Origin of the sequence: Paenibacillus oceani, from assembly GCF_014705615.1 — a bacterium.
Lineage (GTDB): Bacteria > Bacillota > Bacilli > Paenibacillales > NBRC-103111 > Paenibacillus_AB > Paenibacillus_AB oceani.
Window position 1 is genome coordinate 20,352 of the sequence record NZ_JACXJA010000013.1, and the last position, 17,281, is coordinate 37,632.

Sequence of the window (17,281 nt, forward strand, 5' to 3'; positions counted from 1 at the left end):
GATTCCAGACAAAACTCGCCAGAAGGTAATCTTTTCCCTTTCCACTTGGTTGTCCACGATGAATCGACAGCCTCATATTCGGCCTAGGGCCTTCCCGTGTATTAATTGTACGGCAACTGAAACTTGTCGAACAACATGTAAAAACCGGTCTGCCGCCTCCGAACACAGCTTCCAAGACGGTTTGGCACCGCAAAACAACGGTGTTCACCATCCCGATCCCACTTTCGCTTATTTATTTCGACACGTTATTCCATTTTTCCTATACAACGATGACATCGTTCACATTCATGTCATAGCAATGTCAAGACTCCTTTGTCATGGTCAAAGCTAACCAGGACTCCGGTTAAAAAGAAAAAAAGCCGCTATTGAGCGACTTATGGTAAAATATAGGTTGTACAACTGAACTTGGGCGGTTCGTATTCCTCCGGAAAGGGGGAATGCGTATGAACTTTTCGTTGCATGAAGTGATTTTGCCCTTCGATGTTTCTTCTCGCGCTTCTGACCTACCTAAAACGAAAATAACCCGCCCAGGTTAGCGCCAAGGGATAACGGGTTATTTCCAAGCAAGCATTTACTCAGGAGGAACCCCGCCCAAGTGTTTGTACAGGGAGTCGGTGGCGACCGACTCCTGCTTTCTATTCTAAGCATATCACTCTGGAAATATGCTGGCAAGCCACATATTACATTTCGCAGCTTCACTCATGCCGCTCCACTCTCTCATAGAAATAAAGCTGCGTGTAATAATCCAACTTACCGTTCTCGATGACGAACTCCTCATAACATCCGCCAACCGGTTTGTACTCGTGATGCTGCTTTAGCCAGTTCATAAACGAATTCCAATCCTTCTCCAGAAAATGATGGATTCCGGGAGCTACCGCATAGGTTCCGCCCGTGTAGGCTTTTACCTGCACTTGATCGGAATGTGCTGACACCGCTTCTTGTCTAGGAATTTTATAAAACACTTCACAAAACGATTCGTGCTCCTCTGTCTCCCCATACTTCACTCCGAGCCGGAACGACGAGTCGTTCGCCAAACCGCTTTTCTCCACCCAATTGATTAGCACATCAAAAGCTTCCACTTTCAGTTTGGACAAATCGTTGCCGACCGCCCGGTAGAACGCCGCTTGAAAAGGTTCCACATGCTCGATCGTATGATGGGAAGGCGGTTTGATCGGTACATAGACGTCCATCTCCGGCGGTGTCAAACTACAACGTTTGTCATAGTACTCGATAACGGAATAGGGAGAGTCTTGCAGGTGTGCCGTTTGATAGCTGGTAGTCTTGAACCACTCTCCGTATAAGTAATCCAAGGTACGGCCCAAAGTTTCCGCCGGCGGACCGACATGCGTAGCTTTGGCGTAAGTGAGAGCAGGCACTTTTCTCCCTACGGCTCCCACAGGAATATAGTCAAGCTCCTCTACTTCGAAACCGACAAAATAAATAAACTTCCCATCCGAATCAAACACGGAAAGCGCATATTCCGCATCGTCCTCCGGTCTCACCCGGTTTGTGATAGTTCCAAAAAGACGCTTATAGCTTTGAAAATAAAGCTCCCATACCTGTGCGATTGTCGCTTCTCCTTCTTCAGGACCGATCCGCTTCTCTACGCCAAGGAAGCACATGGAAGCCCTCTCCACAATTTGCACGTCTACCATCGCTTCTTCTCCCTTCGCTTGTTTGCCTATAACTGCTTTTCCCATCTCGGGTAACGGGTATCTTCTCTTTCGGTAGATTTCGGGAGTGATGCCGTAGACTCGTTTGAATGCACGACTGAACACGTCATGCGATTCAAAGCCGTACCGGCAAGAAATATCGATGATCTTATCCTTACAGGTGATCATCCTCTTGGCCGCATAGTGGAGTTTTCGCCTTCGGACATAATTCATCGGCGTGTACCCGGTATGGTGAGTGAATAGCTTAAAAAAATGAGATTTCGAGAAACACCCAATCTCGGCAAGACGATCACTGTCGAAGGCTTCCTCGATATGATGATCAATATAGTCCAAAACGTCTTGAATACCGGAGTACTTTTCCAACCGCCATTCACCTCCTGACTTCCACTATAGCACCCCGGATAAATTTTACTCGACGATTATTCCTATTTTTCAATCCCAGACTTCTCAGTTTGGTAGGAAAAAGAAAAAAGCCGCTCGAGAGCGACTTTAAATTGTCGTACGGACTTCTTGGTTTGATACCCGTCTATCTACTATCCTCACAACCTAGGATCCACAGGCTCCGACTCCAAAGCAAGCGTTGCCAGTACGCATTCGTGAACGCGCTCCACCGGCTCCTTGCGAATAAACCTCTCGACCCCTTCGACACTTAGCGCAAATTCCATAATCGCATGCCGCTCTTTTTTACCGGTCTTCCTCATTTTCAGCCGCTTCAGATTATCCGGCTCGAGGTAATCCATACCATATATGATATGAAGATACGGGCGCCCTCTTACTTTGATCGCCGGTTGAAGGACTCGGTTCTGATTTCTCGTTATAAAATGCTCCGGCTTGACGACGATGCCTTCGTGCCCCTCCTCGGTCATCTCTTCCCACCAGCGGATCGCCTCCGCCTCGCTGGCTTCATCCGTGATGACGCGATAGTCGGTTTCCATGAATAGAAGGGAGAGGCTCGCCAGCTCGCGATTATGCTCCATATGCCATACATGCGGCTGCTCGAAAAAGGTTTCCCCGCTATGCGCCAGCGCATGGAACGGAGCGATCCGGATTCCCTCCAAGCCGTCCACATCCCAGCAATAGTGTTGAAAAGCACGCTGGAACACGCGAGCATTCGCCAGCTTCCCTTCCATCTCGCGAACCCAGTCCCCAACTTTACGCCCGGCTGCTTCAGCTTGGCGCAGCTTCTCCATCAGCTTCGTCCGATCCAGGATCGCTGTCTCGGCTACATGAGCGTATTGGGAAGCGATCAGCTCACGGGCTTTCAAGTTCCAGGGTACGATCTCTGCGTCCAGCAGAAGCAGATCGGTCCGATGCCGTTCGAAATATCTCGCCTGGTGCAAATCCGCGTGGAGCCTGTGGAGCACTTGCTTTTCCATATCCGGATTAAAAAAAGCTCGACCCGTGCGCGTATATATCGTCCCAAGCGTCGGGCGTCCTACATAGTCAGCTGCGATGTTCTCATCCTTGAATATCAGCAATACTGCTCTGCTGCCCATATGCTTTTTCTCCGCTACCATCGTGGTAACACCCTGCGATCGGTAAAAAGCAAAAGCATCACGAGGGTGTTCCAGGTAAGCATCCTCGGACGAGACTCCTGGCGGCGGGCTCATCGTAGGCGGGATATAGACGAGTTCCTCGATCGGGATCGTAAAGTGCGACACCGTATCGATCGCCGCTTTTACAAACTGCCCGCGGACCGCGACTTCCCCGTAAACGTCCGTCAGGACGGAGTACCCTTCCGTAAACTTGCGAATGTTCGGCGGAGCGAACCGCTTCTTCTCCCAAGCCAGAAGTGGACTGTCCGGATCTCTGGCATAGTCGCGGGCCGCCTGGACGCTGACGAATTGTTTCTCCGGATAGCGGTACGCGGTTAACTGTCCACCGAATACGACTCCTTGGTCGATATTGACGGTATTGCGAACGACCGTCGGCTGCGGCCTCGGATCGTGGCCCCAGACGATCAACTCGCCGGATTCGTGATCGACATACCAGTCTTTACGCACCGGTTTACCCTTCTCGTCGACGCCGTCGGTATCGCCATACCGGCAAAAATCCTGAATCCGCTTGGACTGCTTCCCGATAAAATTGTCGCGGATACCGGCATGAGCTACGACGACCTGGCGAACCCCGTTCCGGCAAAAGACGAGATGCGACGGTGCGTCCAGCAAAAACCGCTTCAGCTCGCCCCTAAGCTGCTCCGCGGCAGCTTCTCCCGCTTCCTGCGCGTACCTCGCCAACTCCTCGGCCAGCAGCTCGTCTCCATGAGCGAGCGTTACATTTCGGCCTTCGAGATAGCGGGCAATTTTCCACCCGTGATTGCTGTCGACCATATGGGCCAAGCCTGATTCGACGTGTCGCATCCAGAACCGCATCGCCGCCAAAGACTCGGGCCCGCGGCTCATCACGTCGCCTACGGAGACGAGTTTCCTCCCGTCTGGATGACGGTATATTCCCGTTTCGTCAGGCACATAGCCGAGCCGGGCCAACAGCTCGATCATCTCTCGGTAACAGCCGTGGATGTCTCCGATGATGTCGATCCCGTTCCCGACGTCTGCCATGAGCGGATTCTCCCGGCGGCCGAAGCCGAGCCGGGCCAGTTGAGAGTCTTTCACGATATAGCAGGAGTCAAAGCCTTCGTCTTTTATTCCGCGAAGCGTTCTTTTAAACGACTGCAGCTGCTGCTTCACTCTTTGCCGTCCGCGCGGAAAGTCTCTTCCCTCATCTCGCTGCAGCAGCACTTCCTCGGGAACGTCCAGCGCCAGAGCCATAATCGGGACGTGAGATCGTCCGGCCAGATCGATGTATCCTTTGCGGTCCTCCGGATACAGATGCGTCGCATCGACTACCGTCAATTTCCCGAGCCGGCAGCGCATGTCAAGGATCGTCTCCATCGCCGCGAACGCCCGCTCCGAAATCATCTGATAGTCCCGGTATAATACATCCGCCTCCTGCTTCGGCCTGTTCCGCCAATCGATAAACTCCGTATCCCCGATGAGCATCCGGAATTGGTCCGAAGAGATCACTTCGGTCTCCAACAGAACTCCTTCGTCCGCCAGCTTGCGGAGAAGCGTCGTCTTGCCGCTGCCCGACGGACCGACCAGCAGAACGATTCCCGCATGGGGAAACCGGATCGTCCGTCCCGCTTCTTGTATTTGGTCTGTCACCACCGATTCGCCTCCTTCCTGAGTGTACATACGGCCATTTGCGTAGGCTGGCCGAAACCCTCGGCTTCTTCCCCGATCCCTTTCCAATCCACTGTATACCTATCCGAAGCCCAGCTATCGCACCAGTCGCGGAACTCCTCACGGGTCCATTCGAACCGGTGGTCGTTATGCCGCATCGCCTCGTCTTCCATCTCGTACACGCGATTGTACTCCTTATTCGGCGTCGTAACGATCAGCACTTCCGGCCTGTATTCATGAACGATCGTGTCCATGACACGGGCGAGCCGGTGTTCGTCGATATGCTCGATAACCTCGCATAAGATCATGACGTTATGACCACGGAGCGATTCATCGAAATAAAAGAGCGATCCGGATACCGGCGTAGGAACGGCCGCGCCTTGCCGCCCCTCCATCTTGGCAAACCGGTCGATCGCCCGCAGTTGGGCGACAGCGGAAGGTTCAACAGCCAGAACGCGCTCCACTCCGTCGATCCAACCGAGTTTGGCCGCCAATTTGCCTTCGCCGCTTCCGAAGTCGACGATCGACGTTTTGTCAGCAAGCGCCTCGACGGTCTCGATAATCGCCTGGTATCGCAGCTCGTTTAAGCGGATTTTGGGCTGAGGCGCATCTTGTTCTCCATCGTCCGCAGCGGCAGGTGCTGCTGTGCTCTCTTCGTCCTCAGGCGCTAAGTCCGCTTCTGGTTCCACGTCCGCACTTACGCCTGCTTCCTTTTCTGTCCCTACGCTTCCTACTGTTCCCGCTACCTCCTCGTTATACCGCCCAATCAGATCGCCGAACCGCAGCGTCCGCTTCAAGATCAGATCCCGGAGAGGATGATCCTCCAGCCACCCTTCCCCATACCGCCTTATTTTGTCGAGCTCATCCTCGCCGATAAAGTAGTGCTTATAATCGTCCAGCACCGGGATGAGGACGAACAGCTGGCGCAGCGCATTCTGCAGCGTCTGTTGACCGCTAAATGTCAAATACCGGGCCGTACTGCGGCTTTTCAGCTCGAAGGAATAGGGCAACTCTCCCCGCTCGACCCGAAGTTCATAACCGAGAGCCGTAAACAGCTGCTCCACGATCCCGTCCGGCAAATTCGAGGCTACCGGCCCGAAGGACAGCTCCAACTGGAACGGATGCCCGACCCAAGGGAGATAAGCCTCCTTCGGCTTGCCGTTCAGCGCCGTTCCCAATGCCGAACGGATGTAGGAGCAAAACAAGCTGCTGACCGCGAATTCTCTGTCATTGATATACTGCGTGATGTCGTAGTTATCCGGGCTTCCTTTTACAAGTTCGATCGGATCGGGCGTTGCATAAAGGACAACTTCGGTTTCTTCTTCCGTACATTTCGTATACACGAGACGGACCCGCGCACCCTTTTCTTCCCGGTCGTATTCATTACTCGGATTTTTTGCCAGCAGGTGGGAGATCATCCCCGCTCCTTCCCCCAGCGCTCGAATCACCATTTGCACCGCATTCACTCCTCTACATTCTCAAAAATCCCTTTCTACTTTAAAAGCTTGGCGATCCGCTCCCGAACCGAGGCTTCTGACCGGCCCAATACTGTTCGTCGTCCGGCAGCTTGTAAGCTGCGAGCCGCCCTTGTTCGACCAGACCGCGGCGGATCGTCTCCAGAATGGACGTTTTGCCCGCCCAAGAGTACTGCATACTTTTACTAAACCGTTGCAGCCTCCTCTTCCTTCTCACCTGCTCACCTTCTCACCTGTCTCCCCATACTTCCCGCAATGCCTGCCGGAACAACTCGTCAAGCTGCCTGTCGTGCTCCCCCTCGGCTGATTTCATCGCTGCGGCCGTCTGCTCGAAGTAGCTGATTTTTTCGTTCAAATAGTCGTGGATCGGGTTCACCCTAGGCTCGTAGTCCAGCTCTTCTCCCGCCTTCTTGCGGACGAGCAGCGTCCGGATCGCCTCCCTCAGCTCGCAACCTTCCGGCACCAGCGCCTCTACGAGCGGGTCGAACTCCATCGGCGGCATAGTTCCGTATCGCTCGATCCAACCGCAGGCAAGCACCGGCCTCAGCACATAAAAGTACTTCTTGATCCTCACCTGCTCGCCTTGCAAATACTCCCGAAAGTTCCCCTTCGCCATATTCAAGTAATGGTACGTGCACGATTTGGGGGAAAAGGTTAACGGCGATAAGCTTCGGATCTGCTCCGCCACCGTATACGCTTCGAGATACCGGATCGGGGACTGCAGCCATTCCAGCAGCGGCGGATTCGACTTGCGGAACAACACCAGCGCTTTGCGGAGATCCCAGCCGCTTATATCCAGCAGATCGCTCACCGGGCGTTCGATGACGTCCCTTTTGTCGAAGATCGATAGGTACCCGTCCACCGGCCTTATGTATAGAAAACGCACGTCATAGTCGCTGTCCTTGGACGGGAACCCCCATGCCCGGCTCCCCGACTCGCAGGCGTATAGGATGCGGATGTTCTCCTGTTGTTCGATCTGGCGAAGCTCCTCTTGAATGACTCGTTGATACTCGGACATGGCAGTCCCTCCTTACCAAAATAAATGCAAAAAGCCACGGACTCAAATGTCCATGGCCGAACAGATACAAAATGAACTTACCCCAACCGGACCCAAGCGGTACGATTGGAATAATCTTTCACCTGAATACAGACCGGCAGGTCCGTTGAGAGGGGATGAGCCTATTCGATTGGCTGACAAACTGATGTTCATTCTTCTTATCGCGAATCGCATTCGGTGAGTAAGTTAGCTGATCGAACATGCCGCCCGGACCTCCTTCTGAGATAGATAATGGCAATCATATGCCGGAAACCAATTTATGTCAATAGAAAATTAAGCCGTAGTTCTCTTCCTTCGGACGAATCTTGGAGTAGAAGCCCTTCCGAATTTGGAAATTCGAAGCGCAAGCCTGCCCCATATAACCGCCGCAGATCCAATTAAGGGTCTTTGGCAGCTTTTATTTCTTGACAAAACCTTCTATTTCAATTTCCCGCCGTATGCGCGGACAGCCCGGAGTGATGCCGCAATTTCAACCCAAGAACGGGCCTGGCTCCCATTGGGTCACCCCTCACCGCCCCCTCTTCTATCCGGCTAAATTCACATATGCGCCGATATGCATTTCCAGTCTATTCCTCGTCGTGATAGAATAGGCTATGTGCTTATTCATCCGTTCTGCAGCACCGATATGGACAAAGGAAGTGATCCCGTGCCGGAACCTTCTATTCAGCGCGAAACGCCGAGAAGAATGCAAACCTACGTCAAAACCAAACCTCCGAAGCAACGGCTGCCGTTGCCCGGGATTCCCGGTCAAGGCGAGCTGCTTCTATTGTTTATAGCATTAAGCTATGTAATATTGGGTTTTCTGAAGTCTACGAAGGTGGTGGAGATCGAGCCGCCGGTGATCGCCAGCTTCCTGCTGGCCGGCCTGTTCTTCGCCTTATCCGATCTGGTTCGCATCGGATTCCGTTCCGGACCGCTGATCAAATGGTTGTGCGTCTTCATCTATGTCGTCGCTTTAGCCGGATGCGCCCTGTGCATGATCGTGGTGCCGATCGCCTACAAGGATGTCGGCTGGCTGAATGCTGCCGTTGTGCCGCTGGGCGATCTGTCCGTTCTATCCGGCATGGGGATCATCATCGCGGTACTCGTGCTCAACAATATATGGATACGCCGCATCTGGGCCGATTCGGAGAAAACTCTGGAGAAAGCTAGGGAGAACGCTCGGGATAAAACTTTGGATCAAGCCTCGGATCAAATTAGGGACGCCTCCTTCGAAGAAAACCTTGCACCAAGCTCCAGAGGTCGGGGTGGGAGGAGATAACAGGAGACGGTCGTCGCGGTAACGGGAAGCCAAGCAGCTTCGCCCCCCGCATATCCAGCCGCGTCCACGATCTTCGAAGCTCCGCCTTGTAACGCAGCGGAAGGAGGCTGTCGATTCATTGTGTAGAAGTGATAGCAGGCCCGTTCCAAGTGAAAATTTACCTTCTTCTGCTCAAACAGGTTGTCCGGAATCCCATGATTGAATAAGGATTGTAAGGTAGGGGATTCCAGACAAAACTCGCCAGAAGGTAATCTTTTCCCTCTCCACTTGGTTATCCACAATGAATCGACAGCCTCAGCCGATCGCCTGCGCCGGGCTCACCTTGCCCGACCCAATCGGAACCATCGATCCCTTCTGCCAAAAACGTCGGCCCCCTTATCCGTATAAGGACCGACGTTTCGTGTATTGCCGCCAAAAACAGCTCCGGCGAGGTGGCAAACGGCCCCATATGCTCCCCTAGAAAAGCCGACAACGCTTCCGATATGCCGAGCTCTTTGGCAGCCACTTAAGAGAAAGCTGTCGGTATGGCTTGAATCTGGTGCCATTGTTTTCGCAAGCCTTTAACCTCGGCTTCATTCTAATTGGAATGGTTAGAAATTTGCAGCAAAGCCATACTATTCTCAAACGGATCAAGCGGAAAACCCGGTGACCGATCCTTGCTTATGCTTTTCCTTGGCATTGCGATCCTTGCCCGTTCCGGAATCATCATCATTTCGATCTTCATCCATCCCATATTCGAACAATTCCAAAAAAATAATTCTTTACAGTTAGCTAGACAACACGTTATAATGGAGTATAACTCAATAATTGTAGTCGCCGAGTTTTCTTCTAAGAAGAAAAACGGGGGAACCAATGTACATGGGGTGAATCGGCCGTACCGTTACGCGCCGAAGGGCGATTTCTCACCGCCCGAATCCGTCAGCTAACCTCGTAGGCGAATGTGGGGAGGATAGATTTGTTTTCGAACACAAGGTCTAGCCTTGTGTTTTTTGCGCTCTCACTAGGCAAAAAAGCGGAAAACTAACGAAAAACATCTATATGTATTCCTTCCCCTGTCAACTGTGCTGTCATGTCGGTTTGAGCTGCTTCACTTTTGATTCTGAGAGGAGGATTTACAATGAAAGAAAAGTTGGTGAACCTATTCGACAAGTTGGATGAACGCGACCAGAAGGCGGCCTTCGAGTTCATTCAAGCACTGGCCCGCCGGAAAAACCAATCCGCTGCAGAAGAGGACGTGTCGCAATTATTCGGCAAAAATTTCTTCGTACTGCCCGATTAAATGAAAAGGGAGCATAGCCCGGCAAGCGAACCGCCTGCTGAAGCTATGCTCCTTCGTTTTTGACGCAATTGCGGCAGGACTGCTCCGTGTTGTCCCCGCCCTCTTCCGCTCCACCAACTGCATAGAACTGCTTTTTCTAGACAAAAAGACCTCAGCCTCCACTTTACAGTGGAATTTGAGGTCTTTGTTGCGGAAGCTGGGACGTTCTCGGTCTTGCCTACAACGTTGAGGTCAGCCCCGCCGGTTCATTTCACCACCTGGACGATCAGCTTCGCGCTGGACACCACTCCCGATGCGTTCGCCAGCTCCGCCCGGTATTCGTACACGCCCGGCGGCTTGCCCTGGACCGTCGTGACGGCCCGCTGCGCTTGCGGCGTACGGACAGCCAGCGTCTGCGTATCGATCACAGCTCCATTCTCGTACAGCCGGTACGTCGAACCGTTCGTCCCCCACCACAGGTTCATCTCGATCTGATATTGGCCGTCGCCGTCCCAGTTGTTGTGGGAGAGGACCGGCTGGGAGGGAGCCGCTTGCGAGACGACCACGGTCAACACGTCGCTTCGCGTCGTTCCGTAAGCGTTGCTGAGCTCCGCGTAATACCGGTACGTGCCGTTGTCCCTGTAAGTGACGTTCGTGACGGTCGATTGGGCGTTCGGTCCGCGGTCGATCAAGCTTTGCGCGTCGAGCAGCACATCGTTTTCATACAGCTTGTAGGCGGTCCCATTATGGCCCCACCACATGTTCATCGTCACCGTATACGTGCCGTCCCGTATGCCCGTATCATGCCCGTTGTCGTCGGACAACACCGGCTTGCCCGGCGCTCCGGTGCTGCTTGCAACGATGTTCGCTACAGTGGCGGTGGCGCTTCCGGAGCGGCCCGCCCCGTCGGTAAATTCAAACGTAAAGCTGCCGTTCTCCGTAAACGTGTAGCGGTCCGAACCGCCGTTATTCGTAATCGTCACCGGTTTGTTCGGCGTCAGCACCGCCGTCACCGCCTCTCGGGTCGGGACGGTGCTGCTGTAGGCGAGCGTCGCCGTCGGCGGCGATTGGTCGATGCCGATCACAAGCTGCTTCGCCGTCTCCACATTGCCCGCCCGGTCCACCGAGCGGTATTCCAGCGCATGGACTCCGTCCGTCTGCAAATAAACCGAGCCGGTCACCGTCGTCCAGGCGCCCCCGTTCAGCCGGTATTCCGTCCGGTCGACGCCCGAGAGCAGGTCATACACGTCAAACGTCACCGTTACGTCGCGGTTGTTGAACGTCCCCGGCCCGGTCACGCCGTCAGCCGTCGCCTTCGTAACCGGCGGCACCATATCCGCAGCGCCCATGTACGTCAGTGTGTAAGCGTCCGCCGGCCCGGCAAAGTACAGGACGCCCCCTTCCTCGCTTACCTCGCCGAAGAACTCTCCGCTTGCGCCGGAGATTTTCCACGTACCGCCGGCGAGGTCCGTCACGACGTATTGCCGCTCTCCTCCTCCGTAGACGGCGAACGATACGGTTCCCTGCTCACGCACGCCGGCTTTGCTGAACAACACGGCGTAGTCGGCGATCGCCGCCCCGACCAGCTTCTCCGAGTCGATCGCTCCCGTCTGCAGCGGAGCCGTGCCGTCATTGTCCATCACCTGCAGCACGTTCAGGAAGCGGTCCGTCTCGCTTGGAACAGCAGGCGACACTTGAATCCGCCAAGCTCCCGCCTCAATCGTATGTTTGTCCGGCGCGCTCCGCGTAGCTTGCGGGTAATTCGCGCCGAACACGTCGAATTCGTGTCCCGGTCCGCCGACCTTCTCAATCACCGCCCCGCCGGGACCCGGCAGAAGCGTCTCATTGACCAGCTTCCCTTCGTATCCGCCTTCGCTGCGCACGATTGTCGTCGTGCTGCCGTTCACCTGCGGCTCCTCCATACTATGCAAGAGCCAGTACTTTTTGAAATTCGGGTCGGACGCCTTCACTTTGTCGTACACGATCATCGCGGCCGGGTGATCCGCATCCTTCAGGTTCAGGAACACGAAGGAACGCTCGTGCTGCTTCACTTTGTCGCTGTAGGCGGCGGTCAGATCGCCTTTGATATAGCTGAAATTCGGCGATTGCAAGTCCGGGCCGAACTGGTGCCCGAGGACCGGACTGACGTAATTGTTTTTGCCAAGCAAATCCGCGATCCCGGTCGCACTGGGGATATATCGCTGCCCGCCGTCGTTCGCCCAATCGCCGAACTGCGGATCGGCCGGGTCGTAGACGAGCATCGCGTTATGGGCGATCGTCCGCTTGTAGTAATGCCTGTCGTGCTCGCTGCCGTACTGGCCGTTCGTTCCCCCGTACAGGCCGGAATCGATCGCCAGAGCGCCTTTGTAGTACAGCTGGAAGCTGCCCGAATCGAAATGCTGATGGTTGCCGAACTGGTAGCTGCCGATCTTCATCTCCGCGACGACGTCGGCAGAACGTCCTCCCGTCCCGTCTGCGTCCCATCCGGTTCGTGCGATCATCGAGCCGTAAGGGAAACCGAAGTAGCGGGTAAGTGGCAGTTCTCCGGCCGGCTGAGCAGGCAAATCAGGCTCGACGAACAAGATCTCCGTCAACACATCCGCTCCCGGCGTATATTGCCGCATAAATTCGTCCTGCAAATACGGGTCCTTGTAATACGAAGCGGCGAGCATCAGCGCAGGCGTATATTTCCAATATACCCCTGGGGCGTTATTATGCCCGGTCCCCGTATCTCCGTCTACGAGCATTTGCCCGTCCGGACGGCGCGAATAGATCCCGCGATAGATCACCTCGCCCTGCTCGGGAACGAAAACGCTGCCGTGTCCCATCCGGTCGAACAGCCACTGCGCCCACAATTCCGGAGTATACCGGACGCCGAAGCCGTAGGAAGCGCCTTGATGGTGCATGCCGGACAAATACCAGAAGTTGCGCGCCGGCACATATTCCTCGAAAAACCGTTTGGCGGACAAATCGTACATCTCCGGGTCCTCGTCGTAAATCGCCGCGCCTGCGGTCAGAAAATCTTTCATCAGCTGATTTTCCGAATAGTGCCCGTTAATCGCGCCGTACCGGATATTCGGATACCCGATCGACATCTGGCCCGCAAGCCGCTTCAGCCCGGCTATGATCGCCGTCTTGTCCTCCGGCTCCAGCAGCGGATAACACCAATCGTAGACGAGCGCCGCCGCGAACATCGTATCGCCGATCGGCCGGAACGTATCCAGTCCGCCGTAGACAGCGGTGTCCATAAAGTTTTGGATCGCCTCTACCGCCAGACGTCCGCTCGCGGCATCTCCCTGCAGCAAATATTTCATCGCATTAAATTCGATCGCCTGCTTCGTGCGGGCGGAGTAGTTGATCCCTCCAGGCGGGGGCGGATCAAGCCAGCCCGGCGGTTTGCCCAAACCGAGCTCAATGAGCTTCCAGCTCTGTCCGTCTGCGGAGACGTAAATATCGAAATAGGAAGAGCGCGTATTGCCGCTGTACCAGGCGATATCGACCTCGCTGACCGATTGCACGGAACCGAGATCGTACACGATCCATTCCGCGGCCCCTTCGGCCGACCAGCGAGACTCGGCGTCCAGGTTGCCGTCGATCGTATTGTTGCCGTCGTACTGGCGGTCCTGGCTGCTCCAGGCCGCGCTTTGCACCGGAAGCTTCACTTTCCCGCCGGCCGTATCCTGCGTATAAATCTCCGTCTCGGTGATCGAGTTCCATTGATTGACGGAGTTACCCCGGCCGAACAGCTTCACATAGCGGGCCTGCTCGGCGGACGGGAACGGATATGTCTCGAAATCGAGCGTGGCTCCGCTGCTTTTCCCGGTATATACCGGGATGTAGCTGCCTTGGAGCAGCTTCGTCCAGATCGGCTGGAAGTGCGGCGTGGCGATTTTGGCCTGCAGCTGCGTCACCAGCTCCGGGGTTACGTATAACCGCGGGTGGGCCGCCGGCGGCTTCGGCATGCTCTCCGTCGTGACGTCGATCTTCACCGGCATTTGCAGGTCGACCGAGGTGTAAGAGCTGCCGTTCACCGTTACGGGAAACGTCGTCGTGTAATAACCCGGCTTCAGGGCGCGGGCCACGTACCGTCCGTTCACGACCTGACGGTCGAGCGTAAAGGTTCCGTCCGCCGCCGATACCGCTGCGCCAAGCGATGTTGTATAGCCGGTATCGTTATCGTCGTACAGCGAGACGGTCGCACCGGCCAGCGGTGTCGTCTCAGCCGGCACGCGGACTTTGCCGCCCACCGTGTAACGCTCCGCAGCGTTATCTTTGGCGATCGCCAGATCGGCGCTTACCGGGCTTGTGCCTACCTGCACGGCGACCGTACCGGCAACGAAGCCGTCCTTAGACACGCTCACGACATAGCTGCCGTCCTGGACTCCTTTGCCAAACGTATATTTGCCTGCGGCGTTCGTCACCGCTTTATCGATCGGCTCCAGTAAGCCCGTATCGGCCGCCGGATACAGGTAGGCGTTCGCCCACGGCACCGGAGCTGCGTCCGCCGCATCCGTCACTGTGCCCTGAAGCATCGTCTTGTCCGATAGGCTGACATCGTCGAAATACATTACCCCCACGCTAGCCGAGGAGGAGTACACGATGATGCTCGCCTTCGTGGCGCCCGGCGGCGCGACCATCGAGACAGTCAACGGCTGCCACAACCCTTGGGTGACGCCCTGCCCTTTGCTTACCTGGTCGAGCTGAACGTCGGCCGCATTGTAGTAACGCAAATAGAGGGCCGCCGAGCCACTGTCCACCCTCACCCGCGCCTCCGCGGTATAGCTTTTGCCCGGGACGACGGGAAACTTGTCGCTATCCATGCCCAGCGAGCTCGTGGCGCTATTGTCGTCGAGCTTCAGGCTGTAGGAACCGGAAAATTTCGGATCGGTCACAGCCGCCATCCGTTGGGCGCTGCCAAAGGCGGCGTTCCAATTCTGAAGTCCCGACTCGAAGCCGCCGTTGGCGATCAGACTGACCCTATTTAAGGTAACCGTGTCAAAATAAACTCGGCCGACGTTCGCCATGCCGGTAGCCAGCACGACGGCGACCTCCGTCGCCCCAGCCGGAGGCACTGCGGATATCGCAACGTCGGTCCAGGAGCCGAGCGGAGACGATTTCACCGACGAGACGCTGTGGATCATCGCCCCGGCCGCATCGTAGAAATAGAAATAGATCATGCCGTGTCCGCTGATGATATTCACTTTGGCGGACGCCATATATTGCTTGCCCGGCACGACCGGATGACGGCCGCTGATGACCGCGTACCCAGAGGTGCTCTCCTTGTCATCGATCCGCAGACTGAAACCTCCGGACTGGTAATGCTCGCTTGTGACGGCCATATTGGCGGCATTGCCGAGCAGGCGGGTCCAGCCTACCATTCCGGATTCGAACCCGCCGTTCAATAAAGCCAGCGCTTCGGCCTTCGCCTGCTGCGATAGCGGCGGCAGCATCCCGAGGCACAGCAGCAGCACCAACAGCCATACCGTAGCTTTCTTCTTCATCACTTGATCTCCTCTCGATCTCGATTGATCCGATTCGGACGAGCTGATCTTGGATGCGCTTGCTTCCCGGTGCGGAGCTCCCTTCTTTGTCGCCCACTGTCGGCGATTCCTGCCTTTCTTGAAGCGCCCTTCTTCTTTTCCCGCAGATCCGCGAGCCGATCTTCACCTCCTTGTATACGAAGCCTGATCTATTAAGGAGGAAAACAAGCCGTACCCTTCCCGGCCTGCTCTCGCGCGCCTTCCTCCCGACGTATCCTTGAACGGTAACGGTATCCGTCATAACGGCACAAGCAAAGGGACTGTACCAGTCCCCCGCCCGTCTGCGCCCCAATTCCATATCGTGCTGGTATCGACCTATCCGGTTCCTGGCGTTACGGCTGCTTCTGGCTCTTCAGCTTTGCGATCTCTGCTTTCAGCCGCTCATCGAGCTCGCGAAGCGCCGTATTCATATCGGCTCCGCTGCCCGCGACTTTCTGGAACGTCTCGGCCATCCAGTTTTGCTGCGTAATTCCCGGGATGTCGATCAGATCGGCTTTCCGCTTCGGCGTAAACGTAACCGGCTGATACACGTTGATCGCATTCATATTTTTCTTGCTGTAGACCGGATGCCCTTTGCCAAGCTCATCCATCACTTCCTTCTTGGTCAGTGTCGTCGGCAGTCCTTTCCTGGAGTCTGACAACTGCATCTCGTCCGACAGCATCGCTGTAATAATCTCGAACGCTTCGTCCTTGTGCTTGGTCGCATTCGTAATCGACCAATACGCCGGACCGCGCTGCGGCATCAGCTTCGGCGCCCCCGTCTGCAGGGGGTAGGAGACGATATCCCAGTTTATTTCCGGCGGGATCGTCAAGTAGACGCTGTGCTGGTTGAGCATCATCGCCACGTTCCCTTTGCCGAACACCGTATTTTCCGCGGCAGCCGTCTTCTCAATCGGATTGTTCGGAATCTCGTAAAACCGCTTGAAGTTCGTAAACATCTTCTGCCATATTTCCGTATCCGAGAGCTGATCGGCATTCGGATCCAGAATCGGATGGGAGAACGGATTGTCCCTCAGCATCGCCATCGTATTGGCGCTGAATCCGCGATATATGGTGCCTCCGTCCGTCCGCGACATTTTTTTTGCGAGCTCGTATACTTCATCCCAGGTCATGCCATCCTTCGGATAAGGAACGCCGAACTTGTCGAACAGATCCTTGTTGTAATAAAGCGCTTGCGGAAAATAAGGCGGAACCGGCAATCCGTAAATCGCTCCCGTTTGACCGACGGTCACAATTTCATCGATAAACACTTTGTTGAACCGGTTCAAATCGTACTTGTTTTTCTTGATCAATTCGCTCAGATCGTACCCGATCTTGTAATCCAGGTAACCGCTGTACAATGTCGGGATGTCGGTCCGGATAATATCCGGTATTTTGTTCTGGGCGACCAGGTCGGCGATGGACGAGCCTTTCGCGCTCTGGATATATTCGATCGTGACATGCGGGAATTTCTCCTTCAGCATCCCTCTAAACCGGTCGTCGAACTCCGCTGGCGTCACTCCATTGGTAAATATCGTTAACGTAATCGGCTTTTTCGATTTCACTTCGGCTGGCTGCCCGGCTTGGCCGTCCGCTCCCGTACCACTCCCCGCCTGGTTGCCGCACGCCGACACCAGCACAGCCCCGATCAGTGCAAGCGTAATCCCCGTACGTTGAATAGATTTCCTCATGTTTGCGTCGTCCCCCTGTTATTGGTTTAGTAATAAATTGAATATTCAGATAATTATGTCGATTGTATGGCCCTTACGTGTCAACCATCGTTTTTTGATTCGAGTTTTGCATAAGACAGCGCTTACAATAGGCTGCAAAGCAGCGGTTCTCTTCTGTCCTGTCTC

General features: G+C 55.1%; 8 protein-coding genes, 2 pseudogenes and 1 riboswitch. Of the genes and pseudogenes, 2 read left to right on the forward strand and 8 right to left on the reverse strand.

What is annotated here, in order from left to right:
- Positions 1–695: 695 nt before the first annotated feature.
- From IDH45_RS11000 to IDH45_RS11020, 6 genes and pseudogenes are all read right to left on the reverse strand, one after another.
- Entirely contained in the window at positions 696–1,655 is a 960-nt protein-coding gene (locus tag IDH45_RS11000; protein WP_223836564.1) for an effector binding domain-containing protein, read from the reverse strand.
- Positions 1,656–1,730: 75 nt separating this feature from the next.
- Positions 1,731–2,036, reverse strand: a pseudogene (locus IDH45_RS35255) (helix-turn-helix transcriptional regulator); the annotation flags it as partial.
- Between the two features lie 239 nt (positions 2,037–2,275).
- Positions 2,276–4,867 (reverse strand): annotated as a pseudogene (locus tag IDH45_RS11005) (polynucleotide kinase-phosphatase); the annotation flags it as partial.
- Positions 4,834–6,306: a methyltransferase domain-containing protein gene (locus IDH45_RS11010; protein ID WP_223836566.1), complete on the reverse strand. Its 1,473-nt coding sequence runs from the start codon at positions 6,304–6,306 to the stop codon at positions 4,834–4,836. The pseudogene IDH45_RS11005 and the gene IDH45_RS11010, both read right to left, overlap by 34 nt.
- A gap of 46 nt (positions 6,307–6,352) precedes the next feature.
- Positions 6,353–6,547 (reverse strand): hypothetical protein, encoded by a 195-nt coding sequence (locus IDH45_RS11015; protein WP_190927502.1) that lies wholly within the window; start codon positions 6,545–6,547, stop codon positions 6,353–6,355.
- A 12-nt stretch (positions 6,548–6,559) separates the two neighbouring features.
- Positions 6,560–7,348 carry a nucleotidyltransferase domain-containing protein gene (locus tag IDH45_RS11020; RefSeq protein WP_190927504.1) on the reverse strand — a complete coding sequence of 263 codons (789 nt, stop codon included), beginning with the start codon at positions 7,346–7,348 and terminating at the stop codon, positions 6,560–6,562.
- 685 nt (positions 7,349–8,033) lie between these two features.
- On the opposite strand from IDH45_RS11020, the gene IDH45_RS11025 reads away from it, so the two are divergent.
- Positions 8,034–8,648: a hypothetical protein gene (locus tag IDH45_RS11025; protein WP_190927506.1), complete on the forward strand. Its 615-nt coding sequence runs from the start codon at positions 8,034–8,036 to the stop codon at positions 8,646–8,648.
- Between the two features lie 804 nt (positions 8,649–9,452).
- Positions 9,453–9,601, forward strand: a riboswitch (cyclic di-AMP (ydaO/yuaA leader).
- Positions 9,602–9,765: 164 nt separating this feature from the next.
- Positions 9,766–9,927 carry a hypothetical protein gene (locus tag IDH45_RS11030; RefSeq protein WP_190927508.1) on the forward strand — a complete coding sequence of 54 codons (162 nt, stop codon included), beginning with the start codon at positions 9,766–9,768 and terminating at the stop codon, positions 9,925–9,927.
- Positions 9,928–10,172: 245 nt separating this feature from the next.
- Here the strand turns inward: IDH45_RS11030 and hepB are convergent, their stop codons facing one another.
- Both hepB and IDH45_RS11040 read right to left on the reverse strand, forming a co-directional pair.
- Positions 10,173–15,407 carry a heparin/heparin-sulfate lyase HepB gene (gene hepB, locus IDH45_RS11035; protein ID WP_190927510.1) on the reverse strand — a complete coding sequence of 1,745 codons (5,235 nt, stop codon included), beginning with the start codon at positions 15,405–15,407 and terminating at the stop codon, positions 10,173–10,175.
- A gap of 371 nt (positions 15,408–15,778) precedes the next feature.
- Positions 15,779–17,116 (reverse strand): ABC transporter substrate-binding protein, encoded by a 1,338-nt coding sequence (locus IDH45_RS11040; RefSeq protein ID WP_190927512.1) that lies wholly within the window; start codon positions 17,114–17,116, stop codon positions 15,779–15,781.
- Positions 17,117–17,281 lie beyond the last annotated feature (165 nt).

Excerpts from the sequence above, each read along its gene's own strand:
- hepB (WP_190927510.1), bottom strand. The coding sequence starts at position 15,407 with ATGAAGAAGAAAGCTACGGTATGGCTGTTGGTGCTGCTGCTGTGCCTC.
- IDH45_RS11000 (WP_223836564.1), bottom strand. The coding sequence starts at position 1,655 with ATGGTAGACGTGCAAATTGTGGAGAGGGCTTCCATGTGCTTCCTTGGC.
- IDH45_RS11030 (WP_190927508.1), top strand. The coding sequence starts at position 9,766 with ATGAAAGAAAAGTTGGTGAACCTATTCGACAAGTTGGATGAACGCGAC.
- IDH45_RS11020 (WP_190927504.1), bottom strand. The coding sequence starts at position 7,348 with ATGTCCGAGTATCAACGAGTCATTCAAGAGGAGCTTCGCCAGATCGAA.
- IDH45_RS11010 (WP_223836566.1), bottom strand. The coding sequence starts at position 6,306 with ATGGTGATTCGAGCGCTGGGGGAAGGAGCGGGGATGATCTCCCACCTG.
- IDH45_RS11040 (WP_190927512.1), bottom strand. The coding sequence starts at position 17,116 with ATGAGGAAATCTATTCAACGTACGGGGATTACGCTTGCACTGATCGGG.